The sequence below is a fragment of the Pseudomonas sp. 8Z genome, assembly GCF_902506535.1.
GTDB lineage: Bacteria > Pseudomonadota > Gammaproteobacteria > Pseudomonadales > Pseudomonadaceae > Aquipseudomonas.
Genome location: NZ_LR733824.1, coordinates 633,740 through 650,403, shown reverse-complemented (window position 1 = coordinate 650,403; position 16,664 = coordinate 633,740). Strand labels below are relative to the sequence as shown.

Below are 16,664 nucleotides of genomic sequence, written 5' to 3'. Positions count from 1 at the left end.
GCGTCTGGATAAAAGCTCGCGACTAAAGCCCCTCCTACATCACTCATTCAGCCAGCCGGCAGCTTCACCTTTCACTCGCCAATCCCTGGCGGATAAGGCGCAGGCGTTCAAAACCCCGCCATCAAAAATGGGTCAGCGTCAGGCCGATCTTGTACGTCGGGCCATACTCCTCGTACTGGGCGTTGTAGCCGGGGCGGCCGTTGTAGACGTAGTAGGACTCGTCGGTGATGTTCTGCGCCTCCAAGCTCAACTGCAGTTCTGGGGTGATGAAGTAGCCGGCCTTGATGTCGACGAACAGTTGGTCGTCCACGTACAGATCCTGGCGCTTGTCCTGCACCGAGCCGATCTGGTTCAGGTAGCTGGATTTGTAGTTGGCCGCCACGCGCAGGCTGAAGCGCTCGTTCTCCCAACCGACCATGAAGTTACCGACGGTGTCGGACTGATTCGGCAGATCGATGGAGCGCTTGGCGCCCTGCCCTTCGATGCTCGCATCGGAGCGGCTCAAGGTCAGGTTGGAGCCCACCAGCAGGCCGTTCCAGGGCGCTGGCAGCCAGTCGAACTTCTGCGAGTAGGCCAACTCCAGGCCATACAGTTTGGCGCCACTGCCATTGGCAAAACTCAGCGCCTCGTCAAAGCCCGCCCAGGCGCCAGAACCGGCGAGGTCGGTGTTGTAGATGAAGTTGTCGATGTCCTTGTAGAAGGCGAAAGCCGAAACCACCCCGGCGCGGCCCATGTAGTGCTCGATGCCGAGGTCGAAATTCATCGATTCCAAGGGCTTCAGGTCGGGGTTACCGAACGAGGCGTCGTTGCCGTCGATGGCGAAACCCGGCGCCAGTTGGCCGAAGGTCGGGCGCACCACGGTGTTGGTCCAGGCGGCACGAATCGCGGTCGATGGCGACAACTGATAGCGCGCATGCAGGCCTGGCAGCCAGTGGTCGTAGCGGTTCTTGCTCTCGGTGTTCTGGTACACGCCGTCACGCTGGCCAGTACCCTTGGCCTCGAACTCGGTGCCCTCGTAACGCAGGCCGGCGATAAAGCGCCAGTCGTCCACGTCCAGGGTGTTCATCAGGTAGGCGGCGTTGATGTCTTCGTGCATGTCGAAGTCATTGATGCGCGAATCTTCCTCGTCATAGAACGAATTGCGATCCAGCCCGCCGATCAGATCCTTGATCGCGCCCGCACTGATGCCATTGCCGAAATTGCCCAGGGCGTAATCGACCCTGCCGCTCTGGAAGCCGCTTAGGTCAACGCCGCTGAAGTTGTCATAGACCCAGGTTTCGGTGTCGCTGGTCTTGGTGCGGCGGCTGAGCTTGCCGCCAAATTTGACCTGGGCGGCGTTGCCGTCCAGCGCGTAGTCGCGGGCCAAATCCAGACGGATGTTCTTTTCCTGATCCTGGCTGTCGGACTCCTCCCACTTCACTTCGTCGAGGTCGAAGGACGACGGATCGTAGAACCCGCTGCCCACGCTCAGCGCCGGTTTGCGCGTGCCATCGAAACCGATGCCGGTAAAGTCACCGACGAATTTGGCGCTGGCGATGCCGCCCGGATTCGTCTCCGAGGCCTGGCTGTAACCGGCCTGGCCGCTGATCGTCCACAGGTCGATCATGCGCTCACCGCCGAACACGTAGGACTGGATTTCCTGCGTCTCTTCGCGTGACTTCAACGCGCGCCAGCCCTCGCCATTACCGCGCTCGCCCGGTGCCTGGGCATCGTCCAGCTTGAGCCCCGCCGAGTTGCGCGTTTCGGTGTCCTTGAACTTGCTGTACAGGGTGCGCAGGTAGTAGTTGGAGAGGTCATCGGGCTGATAGTCGAAGTTCAAACCAAAACCGCTGCGTTCACGGGTGATGGCGTAGTCGCGCTGTTCGAGTTTCTTCAGCCGTGCGCCATTGTCGAACTCCCAATCGCCACCGGTTTCGACGTTGTCCGAGCCAAACTTGCGATCCTGCCAACTGAAGGCCGCGGCCACGCCGAAGTTGTCCACACCATCGCCCAGGCTGAAGCGGTCGCTGATGGCGCCGGAAAGCTTGGGGCTGTTTTTGCTGACATTGGTGTCGTGACTGGCCTCGCCGGACAGGGTGTAGAACAGGCCGTCATGGTCGAAGGCCGATAGGCTTTCCACCTCGATGGTGCCGCCCAGGGAGTTGGCGTCCATGTCCGGGGTCAGGCTCTTGACCACCGACAGCGACTGCACCAGCTCCGATGGCAACACATCCAGCGCCACCGCGCGGCGGTCGCTCTCCGGCGCGGGCACCAAGGTGCCGTTGATGGTCACGCTGTTCAGATCCGGGGCGATGCCGCGCACACTGACGAAGCGCCCTTCGCCCTGATCGCGCTCCACCGACAAGCCGGGGATGCGCTGCAGCGCCTCGGCAGCGTTGTCGTCCGGCAACTGGCCAACGGCATCGGCGTGCACCACGCTCTCGATGCTGTCGGAGTTCTTCTGCTCCTGCAGGGCGTTATCGATGCTGGCCGCCTGGCCGATCACCTCGACACGCTCGATTGCCTCTTGCGCCCAGGCAGGCGCGGTGCTGATCGCCAGGGCCAACACGCTGACGTGAAAGCTGGCATTACGGATTTGACGCAATGGCTTTGCCACCTTGAGTTCCTCGTTGCAATGGTCCCTGGCACACCAGGCAATGGCAGCGAACGCTAGAAATCCTTTGTGGCACTTGCATGACAGACCCAGCGCGCAAGACCCGAAAACAGCGGGTTACGACCTGTTTTGAGCTGAATTGACCTCGCCCAAGCGCGCGCTAAACGCAGCCAGAGCGCCGCCTGGCGGCCCTGCAAACGCCCCGCTACGGCGCCAATGCGCCGCCTGGCAGGCGTTATCGGCCTGGCCATGCGCTCGCCGCCATTTGCCACGGGCGAAAAACGCTCGGCTCAGGCAACGATTGCCTGAGCCGAATCGACCCCCCTGCCAGTCATCGAAGCGTCATGCGCCTTTGCTTACGTGAGCCAGCACAGTGCATCGCCATATCACCGCCGCGCGTCATTGGATTGAGACATTGCGCAGGCATGCTGGCCTACACGCACGGGCGCAAGGAGAACCGATGAAGTCATTACTGAAACTGCACGGCATGACGCTGGCCGGCCTGCTGCTGGCCGCCAACGCAGGCCTGCTGATTTATCTGGCGGCAGGCCAGATCAAGCCCTGGAGCAAGATCGACTGGATGGATGTGGTCGGTGAAGGTGGCACCTGCCTGATTCTCTGCGGCTGGCTGCTCATGCTGCTGCACGGGCGCCCAGCCGGGCACGTCACCCGCCTGCTGTCACTGGGCCTGAGCTGCATTGCCTTCTCGATGTGGATGGACAGCCTCGACGAGTTCATCCAGTTGCCGAGCGAGGTGCTCTGGGACAACTGGCTGGAAACCGCGCCCATGCCCGTGGGCATGCTGCTGCTGACGCTGGGCATGTATCACCTGCAGCAGGAGCAGCGCGCCATCAGCGAGCAAATGCGCAAACGCGAGCACGTACTGCGCGACCACCGCCTATTCGACAAGCTCACCCCGCTATCCGGCGCCCAGTACCTGCGCCTGCATCTGCAGCAAGCCCTGCTGCAGGCCCGTGCCGAGCAACAGCCGCTGTCGCTGTTGGCCATCGATCTGGATGACTTCAGCCAGATCAACCAGCGCTACGGGCAGGACGAGGGCGATCAGGTGCTACAGGCCGTCGCCCACCTGCTGCTGCTCAATCTGCGCCAGCAGGACATACTCTGCCGCCTGGCCGGCGACCGCTTCGTCGCCGTGCTGCCCAACACCGGCGAGCAGCAGGCGCAGGGCATGGCAGACGAACTGCGCCAGAGCATCGCCAGCCTCGCCCACCGCAGCCAACGCCACGGCGAACGCCTGCAACTGCGCGCCACGGTCGCCGCAGTGATGGCCCTGGATGAGGACGAAGGGCAACTGCTCAAACGCCTCAACCTGGCCCTGGCCCGCGCCAAACCACGCCTGGCGCGCAGCGCGTGACCGCCATGGGCTACGAATGCGACAGCCGTTTCATCGCCGCGCACCATCTGCCGGCGGTGCTGATTGACCTGGCCCATTCGCGCGGCATCGACAGCCATCACCTGCTGCGTGGTTGCGAGCTGTTCTATGAGGACATCGTCACCGGCCAGGCCCACATCAGCCCCAGCCAGTTCCTGCGCCTGATCGGCAACGCTCAGCGCCTGCTGGATGCGCCGGACAGCAGCTTCCTCTTCGGCCAGCGCCTGTGGCCGGGGCACTACGGCGCTGGCAGCCATTTGCTGGAGCAGGCCGACCACCTGTTGCAAGCGCTGGAGGATCTGACCACCTACCGCGCCCTGCTCTCGCCGTTGCTCACGCCGGTGCTGCACCTGGATGAGCACTACCTGCACCTGTACTGGCGCGACAGTTGCGGCGCCGCGGCTCTGCTGCCCTTTTTACTGGAAGCGAGCATGACCGCCGTGGTTGCCCTCGCCCGCCGCCAATGCAACGAGCGCCTGCCGTGGCGCTTCCAGTTCGCCTACGCCGAGCCGAGTTATGTCGAGCAATACTGGGTGCACCTGGGTGACGCCTTGAGCTTCGAGCGCCCATCGACGCTCATGAGCCTGCCGCGCGAATACCTGCTGCGCCCCTGGCCGAACGGCGGCACAACGAGCGCACGGGTCGCCCGCCAGGCCTGCAACGAACAACTGCAAACCTGGGGTTGGCACTGCAGCCTGCTCGACGCGCTGCACGAGCACCTCAGTACACAGATCTGCCACCCCCTGAGCCTGGAGCGCGTCGCCAGCGCCTTCGCCACCAGCCCGGCGACGCTCAAGCGCAAGCTGGGCAAGCACGGCACGCATTTTCAGGAACAGCTCGACCTGGCCCGCCGCGACCTGGCCCTGTACCTGTATCAGGTCAAAGGGTGTAGCAACGATGAAGTGGCGCAGCGCCTGGGCTTCAACGACACCACCAACTTGCGCCGCTCGTTCAAGCGCTGGACGGGGCGGGTGCCGAGCGAGCTGGGCCAGTTGCTGTGTCGCTGATCGCCCCCGGCAAGCATGATCGCAGGCGCACGCCACAGGTATAGTGGCGGACTCTTCTCGCTGCTCCATGGCCCTGATATGCGTCGCTTTCTTCCTTCCTTGTCGGCACTGCAAGCATTCGAAGCCGCCGCGCGCCACCTGAGCTTCACCCGCGCGGCAGAAGACCTGCAAATCACCCAGAGTGGCATCAGTCGGCAAATTGCCAATCTTGAACGGCAACTGGGCGTGGAGCTGTTCCAGCGCTCAGGCTCGCGCCTGATCCTGACCGACGCGGGCAAAACCTACCTGCGCGATGTCGACCACATGCTCAACCAACTGGAAGAAGTGACCATCGATCTGGTGCGTGGGCGCAAGGCCGATATGTCGCTGATGATCGGCGCCAACCCGACCTTCCTGTCGCGCTGGCTGATTCCGCGTCTGGACAGCTTTTTCGAGCTGGTGCCAGGCGTGCCAATCGATGTGTTCCCGATTGCCGGTGAGATCGACTTTCAAACCAGCGCCATCGACATTGCCATCGCCCGTGGCGCCGGTGCCTGGACCGGCGCCCGCGCCCTCGAACTGTTCACCGAAAAGCTGGTGGTCGTGGCCTCGCCCAAGCTGGTGCCGCTGCACACGAAACTGCAGCACCTGGATTTCGACCGCATCCCGACCTTGCAGAACTCCAGCAGGCCAAGCCTCTGGTTGCAGTGGCTCAGGGCCACAGGAGTGGCGCACACCGGGCATATTCAGGGCGCCCGGTTTTCCCACAGCGAAATGCTGATCAGCGCCGCCATCAGCGGTCTGGGCCTGGCAGTGGTGCCGCTGCACTACGTGAGCAAGGAACTGGAACGTGGCGAACTGCACCTGCCATTCGGCGCGCCGACTCAATCCAGCGATTCGTACTGGGTCATCAGCCCCGAACGCAAGCTGCATAAAAAGCATGCCCTGGACTTTCGCGACTGGTTGATCCAGCAGGCGCGCAAGGACGTCGCCGTCATCCCCGAGTGGCTGCACACCTCGATCTGAAAGCAGGCTTCACGGCCTGCATGACACTTTTCGTCATGATTGATCCCGTGCAGCAAACAGTTGCAAAAGGCCACTGCGCAGTAGCGACACACCAGAAAATGCGGGTAGCAAAGCCAGCACAAGCGGGTTTCTGCAAAGGCTTTTTCGCGCCCGGCATGCAATGACTAAAAGTCATCAGCAAGCAACTTATACTCACTTGCCCTCCCCTACAGTGTTCGCCAAGATGCTGAAACGCGTGGCCCAGGCCTGCGCCTCATCCAAGGAGTCATGAGTGCCAAACAATGCACACAAGCTCGGCGTGCTCATGCTGAACACCCATTTCCCGCGGCCGCTAGGTGATATCGGCAACCCTGGCTCGTTCGCCCAGCCGGTGGAGTTTCTCACCGTGCCTGCGGCCACGCCCGGCACGGTGGTCAGCCGCGAGGCCATCGCGCCGCAGGTCGTGCAGGGCTTTATCGATGGCGCCCAGATTCTCGTCGAACGCGGCTGCGAGCTGATCACCACCTCTTGCGGTTTTGCCTGTGCGATTCACGATGAACTGGAGCGCGCCATCGCCGTGCCGTTCGTCTCCTCGGCGCTCAATATGATTCCGGCGCTGGTCGGGCAACTGGGCGCAGACACGCCACTGCCGGTCATCACCTACGACGGGCGGGTATTGTCCAAGCGCCATTTCGGTCGTTTCTGGGCTGACAATGTGGTCATCCAGGGCATCGAGAACGGCCAGGAGCTGTACCCGGTGATCAAGCACGATCGCCCTCAGCTCGATGCTCACCTGGCCGAACAGGACGTGCTGCACAGCGTCGCCCAGGTGCTCGAACAGCACCCTGGCAGCCAGGCCATCGTCTTCGAATGCACCAATCTGCCGCCTTACCGCCAGGCGGTGGAAAAACGCTTCGGCCTGCCGGTCTATGACATTTTCTCCGCCCTGGCCAGCGTCAGCGCTGAGCGGCGGCATGCCGCCACCACACTGTGACGACACGGGAACCGCATATGAACGTAATCGTCGTGGGAGCAGGCATTGTCGGCGCCTGTGCAGCGCTTGAGCTGCTCAAGAGCGGTGCCCGCGTCACCCTGATCGACGCGGGCCCGCCCGGCGGCGAGCAAGCAGCCAGCCATGGCAACGGCGCGTGGCTGAGCCCCGCCTCGGTGGTGCCCATGTCCACCCCTGGTCTGTGGAAAAAGGTGCCCGGCTATCTGCTGGATAAAAGTGGCCCGCTGACGATCCGGCTCTCGTCCTTGCCGGGTCTGGCGCCCTGGCTGTGGCGTTTTACCCGTGCTGGCTCGACGCTGGAGAAGGTCGAACAGACAGCCCGCTCACTCAGCCGACTGCTGCGCGACGCGCCTGAACGGCATCGCCAACTGGCCAAGGAGGCCGGCCTCGAACACCTGATCAGCCACAACGGCTTGCTCTATGCCTACCCGGACAAGGCCGCCTTCGAAGCCGAAAGCCTGGCCTGGCGGCTGCGCCGCCTCAATGGCGTGCGCTGGCAGGAGTGGGGAGCGGCCACCCTCCGCCACAAGGTGCCGCAACTGGCGGACAAATACGGCTTCGGCGCCTGGGTCGAGGACGGCGCCCACTGCCTGAACCCCGGCGCCTATGTGCGCGGCCTGGTCGACTATGCCATCGCCCAGGGCGCCAACTTCATTAGCGGCACCGTGAGCCATATCGACAAGCAAGGCAACCTGACGATCAACGGCCAGGTGCTGCCGACAGACAGAATCGTGATTGCCTGCGGCATCGGCTCCGGCGAGCTGTGCAAGATGCTCGGCGACGACATCCCCATGCGCAGTGAGCGCGGTTACAACATCGTCATCAAGGAGCCGGGTTTCGAGCTGCCCATGCCGGTCATGCCCAGCGACGGCAAGATGGCCAATACCTCGACCAACGAAGGGCTGCGCTTTTCCGGCCAGGTCGAACTGGCCGATGAAGCCGCCGCCCCGAACTGGCAGCGCAGCGATATTTTGCTGCGGCACGCGGCAAGCACCTACCCGGCGATCAAGGACAAGGTATTCGACCCGGCGCGCATGACTCGCTGGATGGGCAAACGCCCGTCCGTGGCCGACGGCCTGCCGGTGATTTCCCAATCGCGCGCCTCACCGCGAATTTTCTATGCCTTCGGCCATGGTCATATCGGCCTGGCATCGGCACCGAAAACCGCCGAGCTGCTGGTCGCGCTGATGCACAACAAGGCAACCTACGCCGACTATAGGGTCGAGCGTTTTTACTGAACCACCATGCAATGGACGCCCGACAAACCTGTGTCGCCAGAGGGAACGAATACAAAACCAAGCCTGCGCATGGCGCGAAATGACAACAACAGGCCGTGCGAACACTCTGTTACTGCCTCGAAAACAACTCATCCAAACAACCGAGGGTCAGCAAAATGAAGCTTCCTTTTCCATCCTTCAGTGCAGTGCTGGGCGCCGCCTTGATCCTGTTTGCCAACGTCGATTCGGCACTCGCCGATAGCGAAACCTCCCTGGCCCGCGTCGAGCGCACCAAGACGCTGCGCGTCGGTGCGGTCAACGGCGCCGTGCCCTATTTCAGCAAGAACCTGGTCAGCGGTGAGTGGGCCGGGTTCGGCCCGGACTTCGCCAAGAATCTCGCCGACGAAATGGGCGTGAAGGTCGAATACGTTGAAACCACCTGGGGCAACGCCGTACTGGATCTGCAATCGAACAAGATCGACGTGATGTTCGGCATGGCCGAAACCCCGGCGCGCAAGGAGATGGTCAACTTCTCCAAGCCGATTTTCCAGAACACCTACACCATGGTGTGCAAGCCGGGCTACCCGGAAAAAACCTGGGAACAGTTCAACGCGCCGGATGCGAAGATTTCCGTCGATGTTGGCTCATCCATGGATAACTTCGTGACCAGCATGCTGCCCAAAGCCAACATCTCGCGCCTGGAGAACACCAGCGCAGCGACCATGGCGCTGCAATCCGGGCGCGTCGACTGCCAGGTACTGGTGGTGCTGCTGGCCCAACCGCTGCTGAAAAAGCTGCCCAACATCGGCAGCATCCAGGTGCCTGAGCCCGTGCTGTCGGCGCCCGTTACCATCGGCATGCAGAAGGAAGCCGACAACGGTTTTCGCGATGCGGTGAACAACTGGCTGGCCAAGGAGCAGAAGAGCGGCGCCGTGCGCCAAGTGGTGCTGGACAACATGCAGAAGCTCGCCGGTGTCGAGCCTGAGTCCTTCCCCGCTTCGGTCAAGTTCGAGTAGTCGCTATGCCTTCGTATACCTGGGATTTCACCTTCCTCGCCAATTACAGCCCGCTGCTGCTGACAGGGATTGGTTATACCCTGCTGTTCACCCTGATCTGCGTGCTGCTGGGCATGTTGATCGGCGTGCTGACGGCCTTGCCGCGCCTGTCCAGCAACATCTGGGTGCGCGCGCCCTTTCGGGCCTACGTGGAGGTTTTTCGTTGCACGCCGGTGCTGGTGCAGTTGGTGTGGTTCTACTACGCACTGCCGGTGCTGACCGGTATCCAGATCTCGGCCACGACGGCGGCGGTGTTGTGCCTGTCGCTGTACGGCGGCTCGTTCTACTCCGAGATTTTCCGGGGCGGCATCATCTCGGTCGATGAAGGGCAAAGCGAAGCAGCCAAGGCTCTGGGTATGCGACAAGGCCAGGTGATGCGCCGCGTGGTGCTACCCCAAGCGCTCAAACGGATGGTGCCACCGCTGGTCAACCAATCGATCATGCAGTTGAAGAACACCTCGCTGCTGTCTGTGCTGGCGTTGCCGGATCTGCTCTATCAAGGCCAGATCATCGCCCACGACACCTATCGCCCGCTTGAGGTCTATTCGGCGATCGCGGTGATCTACTTCATCATCCTTCTGCCAGCCACCATGTTGTCCAAGCGCCTGGAAACCCGCTTGAGCAGCAACACAGGAGCTTGAACATGACATCGCCGATCATCAGCGTTAACAACCTGAAGAAGTCCTTCGGCCAACTGTCGGTGCTCAAGGATGTCTCGCTTGAGGTCAACAAGGCCGAAGTGGTGGCACTGCTCGGGCCTTCGGGCTCCGGCAAGTCCACCCTGCTGCGCTGCCTGAACCTGCTGACCATCCCTGATGGCGGCTCGATTCAGGTCAACGACAGCAGCCTGTCCTTTGCCCAGGGCAAGCACTCCAAGCTGCCCAAGGACAAGGCGCTGGCACAGTTTCGCGCCAACACCGGCATGGTCTTCCAGCAGTTCAACCTGTTCCCGCACATGAGCGTGCTGCAGAACGTCATGGAAGGGCCGGTGACGGTCAAGAAGATGCCTAAGGATCAGGCCAAGGCCCTGGCCTTGAACCTGTTGGGCAAGGTCGGCCTGGGCGACCGCGCCGACTACTACCCGGACATGCTCTCCGGCGGGCAGAAGCAGCGCGTGGCCATCGCCCGAGCGCTGGCCATGGAGCCGGCGGTGATGCTTTTCGACGAGGCCACCTCGGCCCTGGACCCGGAGCTTGTCGGCGAAGTGCTGAGCGTGATGAAGTCACTGGCCAGCGAAGGCATGACCATGATTCTGGTCACCCATGAAATCGCCTTCGCCCGCGAGGTGGCGGACAAGGTGATCTTCATGAAAGACGGCGTGGTGGTCGAAGCCGGGCCGCCCTCGGTGGTCATCGACAACCCCACGTGCGAAGCCACGCGCAACTTCCTCAGCCACTTCTATGGCAGCAACGCCTCGGCGCCAACGCCCGCCTGAAAACCTGACACGGCGCGCCGCTCAGGCGCGCCCGCCAAGGCCCTAGCTGCGGTAAAGGTCTGGACGCCGCAAACGCACATATTCAAATGCCTGCCGGGCCTCTGCGATGGCGTCGTGCTCCAGTGTCACCAGCAGCAGCTCTTGCTCATCCCCCGCCCGGCTCAGCACCTGACCATCAGGCGCGGCCACGCTGCTCAAGCCGCAATACTCCAGCTCCCCCTCGCGTCCCGTGTAATTGGCGTAGGCGACGAAAAGCTGATTCTCGTAGGCGCGCGTCGCGATCAGCGTCTCGGCGACGAACTCGAAGGGGCGCATATTGGCGGTCGGCACCAACACCAATTCGGCACCGGCCAACGCCAGACTGCGGACGCTCTCGGGAAACTCCACGTCGAAGCAAATCAGCAGGCCGATCTGCCAGCCGTTGAACGTGAAGACCTGCGCCAGCGCATCCGCAGCGCTGAACTGTTGCTGATCGAGCACCCCGTACAGGTGCGTCTTGCGATAGTTGGCGAGCGCCACGCCGTGGTTATCGATCAGTTGCACGCTGTTGAACAGGCGGCCGTCAGCGTCACGCTCCGGGTAGCCATAAAGAATGCCCAGGCCCAGCTCGCGGGCGATGGCGGCAATCCGCGCGGCCGCCGGGCCATCAGCCGCCTGCGCCAGCGCCGCGACACGCTCGGCGCCAATGTTGTAGCCACTGAGAAACATCTCCGGCAGCACCAGTAGCTGCGCGCCGCTATGCGCCGCCTGGCGGGCGAAGCGCTCCAGGCGCTGCAGGTTGCTGTCTACGTCACTCGGGCCAGGGCGGCACTGGTAGAGAGCCAGTTTCATCATCTGCTCCTTCAATCGCTATACGATCTGCGCGCACGCCACGGGGTGCCACGTCTCAGTCCGGCAATTGCATCGGCCCCAGCTCGGCAAAGCAATCCCCCGGCCCTGGGTTTTGCGCATGGGTGGCGCCGCCGAAGTGACGCATGATGCCCCACACGGCATTGAGCGACGTCTGCACCGCGCCCTCGACCCAGGCTGGCGTCCACGACACATCATCGCCCGCGATAAACATGCCGCGCTGCTCAGCAGGCATCTCGTCCTGCATGAAGTGCGCGTACATGCGCTGGTTGTAGCGGTAATGGCCCGGCAGCGCGCCCTTGAAAGCGCCGAGAAAATGCGGATCGGCCTCCCAGGACACGGTGATGGGATTGCCGATGATATGCCCGGCGATATCGACCTTCGGGTAGACCTTCTGCAACGCGCTGAGGGCAAGCTGGACGCGTTTTTCCACCGGATGCGGCAGCATCTTCATGGCATCGCCCATCCACGAATAGGAAAGGCAGATGACGCCGGGCTTGTCGTCGCCGTTATCGAGCAGATAGGTGCCGCGAGTCAGGCGGTCGGTCAGGGTCATGCTCATCACGTCACGCCCGGTTTGCGGATCCTTGTCCTTCCAGAAGGGCCGATCCACCATGACGAAGGTTTTCGAAGACTGCATATAACGGGTGCGATCCAGCGCCATCCACATCTTCTGCGAGAACAACGCCTCCTCGCACTCGATCTGCGTGGTCAACAGCCAGCTCTGGCAGGTCGTCAGTACGGCGGCGTACTCGCGGGTATCGCCCCAGTAATCGGTCACGGCGAGATTACCGCTGCTGGCGCGGGCGATTTTCTTCACCCCAGGGCGCGGCGCGCCGTGGTGCAAACTGGCCAGCGAGGTGCCCGCCGGCCAGTGCGCGCACTGCTGCGGGACGTGACTCCAGATACCACACGGTACCTGCTCGACGCCGCCGACGACCAGATGCTGGTGATCGTCGCAGTTGGTCATCACCACGCGAAAGATCTCCAGCATCGAGTTGGGAAAATCCGAATCCCAGCCGCCAGTGCCGAAGCCAACCTGGCCGAAGATCTCGCGATGCCGGTAGCTCAAACGGGAGAAAGCCTTGGAACTGGCCACGAAGTCATAGAAGGTGCGGTCATCCCAGATCGGCACCAGCTCATTCCACAACGCCTTGAGTTTGGCCGCATCGCGCTCGCGAATGGCATCCTGAATTTCGGAGAAGCGCGCGCCATCTTCCAGGGCATCGGCCCAGGCCTGCGCGACCTCACGGAAGATTTCCGGCAGGTCATCGAGCGTCTCGGCGTAATGGCTGGTGCCTTCCAGATCCACCACCGTGCTGCCCGAGGCCGGGGTCAGCGGATTGGGGAAGGGTCGCGTCTCCAGCCCCAGCTTGTCGACATAGTGATAAAAGGCCGTGCTGGACACCGGAAAGCGCATACCGCCCAGCTCGGCGATCACACCTGCGGCGCCCTCGAAACGCTCCGAGCGCAAACGCCCGCCCATCTTCGAAGCCTCATACACCACGGGTTTGAGCCCCAGCTTCATCAGCTCGTAGGCCGCCACCAACCCGGCAATCCCCGCCCCGACAATCGCCACTTCCTGACCATATTGCCCACTGGGAATGCTGCCGAGCCCGGCGGGATGTTCAAGCCAGTCATCGTAGGCGAAGGGAAAATCCGGCCCGAACAGCGTCACAGGCTTTTTGCCGGGCGTATGAGGGTGACGCTGGTGCATGGGGCTCTCCCGCTCGTTCAACAACAGGGCAACGCAAGAGTATAAAAAGCGCTGCGCTCGTGAATGGATGGCCAACGCCAAGCGCTCGCCGTGCGCAACACTATTGCAAAGCGGGGTGTTGAAATGAACCCGGCAAACTGCAAGATTGACGACTAATTTCAATCAATTCGACAAGCCAAATGAGCAATATGACGAAAAATACCGATGCCAGCCTGCTGAACCTGCTGCGCGCCAACGCGCGCGCCCCGGTTTCCGAACTGGCTCGCAGCCTGGGCGTCTCGCGCAGCACCGTGCAAAGCCGTATCGAACGGCTGGAGCAGCAAGGCATCATCACCGGCTACTCGATCAAGGTATCGGACAGCTATGCCCAATCCCTGGTGCGCGCCCACGTGCTGGTAACAGCGCTACCCAAACTCTCCCACCAGGTCGTCCAGGCATTGGAAAAAATCGAAGAAGTGAAAACGCTGCATTCGGTCAGCGGGCAATTCGACATGATCGTGGTCGTAGAAGCCCTGTCGATCAGCGACCTGGACGCCCTGCTCGACCGTATCGGCGCACTAGACGGCGTCGAGCGCACCATGTCGTCGATCATCCTGTCCACGCGGATCGACCGCTGAAGCGCCCTCCAACACCGGCCATCAAGCGGGCACCCGCCTCACTTGCGCGGTTTGGCCCGCGCCGTCGGTTCGGCAATCAAGGGATCATCCGGCCAGTAGTGCTTGGGGTATCGGCCCTTCAAATCCTTCTTCACCTCGATATAGGTGTTGGCCCAGAAGCTGGCCAGATCCTGCGTCACCTGCACCGGGCGGCGCGCCGGTGATAGCAGGTGCAGCTTGAGGCCAAGGCGGCCACCGGCAATGCGCGGCGTGGCGGCCAGGCCGAACAGTTCCTGAAGGCGCACGGCGAGCACTGGCGGGTTCTCCGTGTAGTCGATGGCGATACGCGAGCCAGACGGCACGGCCAGGGTACGCGGCGCCAGTTCGTCGAGGCGTTGCGGCAACGGCCAGGGCAGCAGGGTTTGCAGGATCGACGACAGGTCGAGGTTGGCGAAGTGGCTGAGGCGGTTGACCTTGCTCAGGAACGGCGTCAGCCACTGATCGAGGCTGGCCAGCAGCGCGCTATCGGACAAGTCCGGCCACTCGCTCTGCCCCTGTTGCTGCATGTCCAGCTCGCGCAGCAGCGCCACGCGCGCCTGCCATTGGCGCAGTTCGGGCGTCCACGGCAGCAGTTCCAGGCCCTTGCGCCGCACCAGGCCGACCAACGCGCGGCAGCGGGCGTCTTCGTCCAGCGCGGCCAAGGCCTGGCGCTCCAGCACCAGTTCGCCGACCTTGCACTGGCGCTCGGCGCGCAGCACGCCTTCGCGCTCGTCCCAGTCGAGCACCTCCAGCGTCTGCACCTGCTCGGCCAACTCACGCTCGAACAATGCTGGGTCGAGGTCGGCGGCGAGATAGATGCGCTCTTCGCGCTGGCCCTGGCGGCTACCCAGATCAGCGACCACCAGCCATTCGTGCTTCATCAGCGCGTCGGCTTCGCCAAACTGCGCGGCGCGACCATTGGCCAGGCGGTAGTCGGCGCCACCGGTGCGGCGTTGCTGGGCGATGCGATCCGGGTAGGCGCAGGCCAGCAAGCAGCCAAGCCAGCGCGGGTGCTCAGGATCGCTCACGGCCTGTGTGATGGCTCGCCCTCTGAGCAGCCCCGAGAACTGTCGCGCCAACTGTCGTGCACGCTGCACAGCGCCTTGCGCGCCACGCCCAGCGCGGCTTTCACCACTGAGCAAGGTCAGGCGGCTGTGCAGATCGGCGCCGCCACCACGCAGAATATCGCGCTCGGCCAGCAGTGCGGCCAGGTCGCAGGCCAGCGCACCGAGGCCCAGCGCCTGGCCACGTAGCAGCAGATGGGCGATACGCGGGTGGCTGGGCAGCTCGGCCATGGCCTGGCCATGGGCATTGAGCGCACCACGCTCATCCAGCGCGCCAAGACGAGCCAGCAGGTCGACGGCCTGGGCGTAAGCCGCTGCTGGCGGCACGTCGAGCCAGCTCAGCTCCTGCGGCGTCACGCCCCAGCGCAGCAGTTGCAGAGCCAGAGCGGCGAGATCGGCCTGGAGAATTTCAGCGCTGGAATAGGCGCTGAGCTGTTCGTGCTGCGCCTGCGACCACAGCCGATAGCAGGCGCCCGGCTCCAGACGCCCTGCCCGACCGGCACGCTGCGTGGCCGAAGCGCGGGAGATGCGCTGGGTGTCGAGGCGCGTCATGCCGCTGGCCGGGTCGAAGCGTGGCACCCGCGCCAGGCCGGCATCGATCACCACGCGCACGCCGTCGATGGTCAGGCTGGTTTCGGCGATATTGGTGGCCAGTACCACCTTACGCTTGCCTGCCGGGGCCGGATCGATGGCCGCACGCTGGGCGGTCAGATCCAGCTCACCGTGCAGCGGGCAGAGCAGGATGTCATCACGCCCCGCCAGCGCCTCGCCCAGTTGCTCGGCCACGCGGCGAATCTCGGCCTGGCCCGGCAGGAATACCAGCAGACTGCCGGGCTCGTCGACCAGTGCCTGCTGCACCGTCTGCAGCACACGCGGCTCGATCCATTCACCGGCCTGAAACGGCGCGCCCCAGCGAATATCCACCGCGAACATGCGCCCTTCGCTGCGCAGCACCGGCGCCTCGCCCAGTAGCGCAGCCAGGCGCTCGCCTTCCAGCGTGGCGGACATCAGCAGCACTTTGAGTGGCCGCTCGCCGCTGTCTGCGCCGCGAAACATGGCGCGGCCATTGAGGGTCAGCGCCAGGGCCAGATCGGCGTCGAGGCTGCGTTCATGAAATTCATCGAATATCACCAGGCCGACGCCCTCCAGCGCCGGGTCATCCTGCAGACGGCGCGCCAGAATGCCTTCGGTGACCACCTCGATACGGGTGTTGGGCCCCACTTTGCTGTCTAAGCGAATGCGATAGCCGACCGTCTCACCAACCCGCTCGCCCAGCTCGCTGGCCAGGCGCTCAGCCGCCGCGCGCGCAGCCAGGCGGCGTGGTTCGAGCATAAGGATGCTTTGCCCGGCGAGCCACGGCGCATCGAGCAATGCCAGCGGCACACGGGTGGTCTTGCCGGCGCCGGGCGGCGCTTCCAGCACCACCTCATGGCGGGCAGACAAAGCATCGCCCAGAGCGGGCAACAGAGCATCGATGGGCAGTACGTTCATGAGGTCTCCACAGTCGGTCGGCGATTATAGGGCACTTGCCTCACTCACCCGCACTGGGCTCGTACTGCGCTCAATAGCGGCGAACCGCCAGCGCCTGCGTCGGTCTGAGAAAAACCGAGATGGCCGACGCGAAGAGAATTTTTGGCGCAACCGCATCGGCGCTATCGGGGCATGCAATATCAGAATGCTATAGTTGCGCCACTTTCTCTGGA

The 16,664-nt window shown here is 63.3% G+C and carries 13 protein-coding genes; 9 read left to right on the top strand and 4 right to left on the bottom strand.

The genetic code is table 11. The annotated features are described in order from the left end of the window. Nucleotides 1-121: 121 nt before the first annotated feature. Nucleotides 122-2,596 (bottom strand): TonB-dependent receptor, encoded by a 2,475-nt coding sequence (locus tag AERO9A_RS02930; protein ID WP_256665838.1) that lies wholly within the window; start codon nucleotides 2,594-2,596, stop codon nucleotides 122-124. A 457-nt stretch (nucleotides 2,597-3,053) separates the two neighbouring features. Between AERO9A_RS02930 and AERO9A_RS02925 the strand changes: the two genes are divergently transcribed. From AERO9A_RS02925 to AERO9A_RS02890, 8 genes are all read left to right on the top strand, one after another. Beyond that, entirely contained in the window at nucleotides 3,054-3,968 is a 915-nt protein-coding gene (locus AERO9A_RS02925) for a sensor domain-containing diguanylate cyclase (RefSeq protein WP_159970407.1), read from the top strand. A gap of 5 nt (nucleotides 3,969-3,973) precedes the next feature. Next, nucleotides 3,974-4,993: an AraC family transcriptional regulator ligand-binding domain-containing protein gene (locus AERO9A_RS02920; RefSeq protein WP_159970689.1), complete on the top strand. Its 1,020-nt coding sequence runs from the start codon at nucleotides 3,974-3,976 to the stop codon at nucleotides 4,991-4,993. A gap of 78 nt (nucleotides 4,994-5,071) precedes the next feature. Next, nucleotides 5,072-5,998: a LysR substrate-binding domain-containing protein gene (locus tag AERO9A_RS02915; RefSeq protein WP_159970406.1), complete on the top strand. Its 927-nt coding sequence runs from the start codon at nucleotides 5,072-5,074 to the stop codon at nucleotides 5,996-5,998. Nucleotides 5,999-6,269: 271 nt separating this feature from the next. Then, nucleotides 6,270-6,971: an aspartate/glutamate racemase family protein gene (locus tag AERO9A_RS02910; RefSeq protein ID WP_159970405.1), complete on the top strand. Its 702-nt coding sequence runs from the start codon at nucleotides 6,270-6,272 to the stop codon at nucleotides 6,969-6,971. Nucleotides 6,972-6,988: 17 nt separating this feature from the next. Continuing rightward, nucleotides 6,989-8,227, top strand: coding sequence for an FAD-binding oxidoreductase (locus AERO9A_RS02905; RefSeq protein WP_159970404.1), 1,239 nt, complete (start codon nucleotides 6,989-6,991; stop codon nucleotides 8,225-8,227). Nucleotides 8,228-8,382: 155 nt separating this feature from the next. Beyond that, nucleotides 8,383-9,222 carry a transporter substrate-binding domain-containing protein gene (locus AERO9A_RS02900; RefSeq protein ID WP_159970403.1) on the top strand — a complete coding sequence of 280 codons (840 nt, stop codon included), beginning with the start codon at nucleotides 8,383-8,385 and terminating at the stop codon, nucleotides 9,220-9,222. A gap of 5 nt (nucleotides 9,223-9,227) precedes the next feature. After that, on the top strand, nucleotides 9,228-9,902 hold the full coding sequence (locus AERO9A_RS02895) for an amino acid ABC transporter permease (RefSeq protein WP_159970402.1): 675 nt from the start codon (nucleotides 9,228-9,230) through the stop codon (nucleotides 9,900-9,902). Between the two features lie 2 nt (nucleotides 9,903-9,904). Beyond that, nucleotides 9,905-10,696, top strand: a complete 792-nt coding sequence (locus tag AERO9A_RS02890; protein WP_159970401.1) for an amino acid ABC transporter ATP-binding protein — start codon at nucleotides 9,905-9,907, stop codon at nucleotides 10,694-10,696. 42 nt (nucleotides 10,697-10,738) lie between these two features. Here the strand turns inward: AERO9A_RS02890 and AERO9A_RS02885 are convergent, their stop codons facing one another. After that, nucleotides 10,739-11,527: a carbon-nitrogen hydrolase family protein gene (locus AERO9A_RS02885; protein ID WP_159970400.1), complete on the bottom strand. Its 789-nt coding sequence runs from the start codon at nucleotides 11,525-11,527 to the stop codon at nucleotides 10,739-10,741. Between the two features lie 55 nt (nucleotides 11,528-11,582). Continuing rightward, nucleotides 11,583-13,262 carry an NAD(P)/FAD-dependent oxidoreductase gene (locus tag AERO9A_RS02880; RefSeq protein WP_159970399.1) on the bottom strand — a complete coding sequence of 560 codons (1,680 nt, stop codon included), beginning with the start codon at nucleotides 13,260-13,262 and terminating at the stop codon, nucleotides 11,583-11,585. A gap of 188 nt (nucleotides 13,263-13,450) precedes the next feature. On the opposite strand from AERO9A_RS02880, the gene AERO9A_RS02875 reads away from it, so the two are divergent. After that, nucleotides 13,451-13,879, top strand: coding sequence for an Lrp/AsnC family transcriptional regulator (locus tag AERO9A_RS02875; protein ID WP_159970398.1), 429 nt, complete (start codon nucleotides 13,451-13,453; stop codon nucleotides 13,877-13,879). A 38-nt stretch (nucleotides 13,880-13,917) separates the two neighbouring features. On the opposite strand, the gene hrpB is transcribed toward AERO9A_RS02875, so the two are convergent. Next, nucleotides 13,918-16,452, bottom strand: coding sequence for an ATP-dependent helicase HrpB (hrpB, locus tag AERO9A_RS02870; protein ID WP_159970397.1), 2,535 nt, complete (start codon nucleotides 16,450-16,452; stop codon nucleotides 13,918-13,920). Nucleotides 16,453-16,664: the final 212 nt, after the last annotated feature.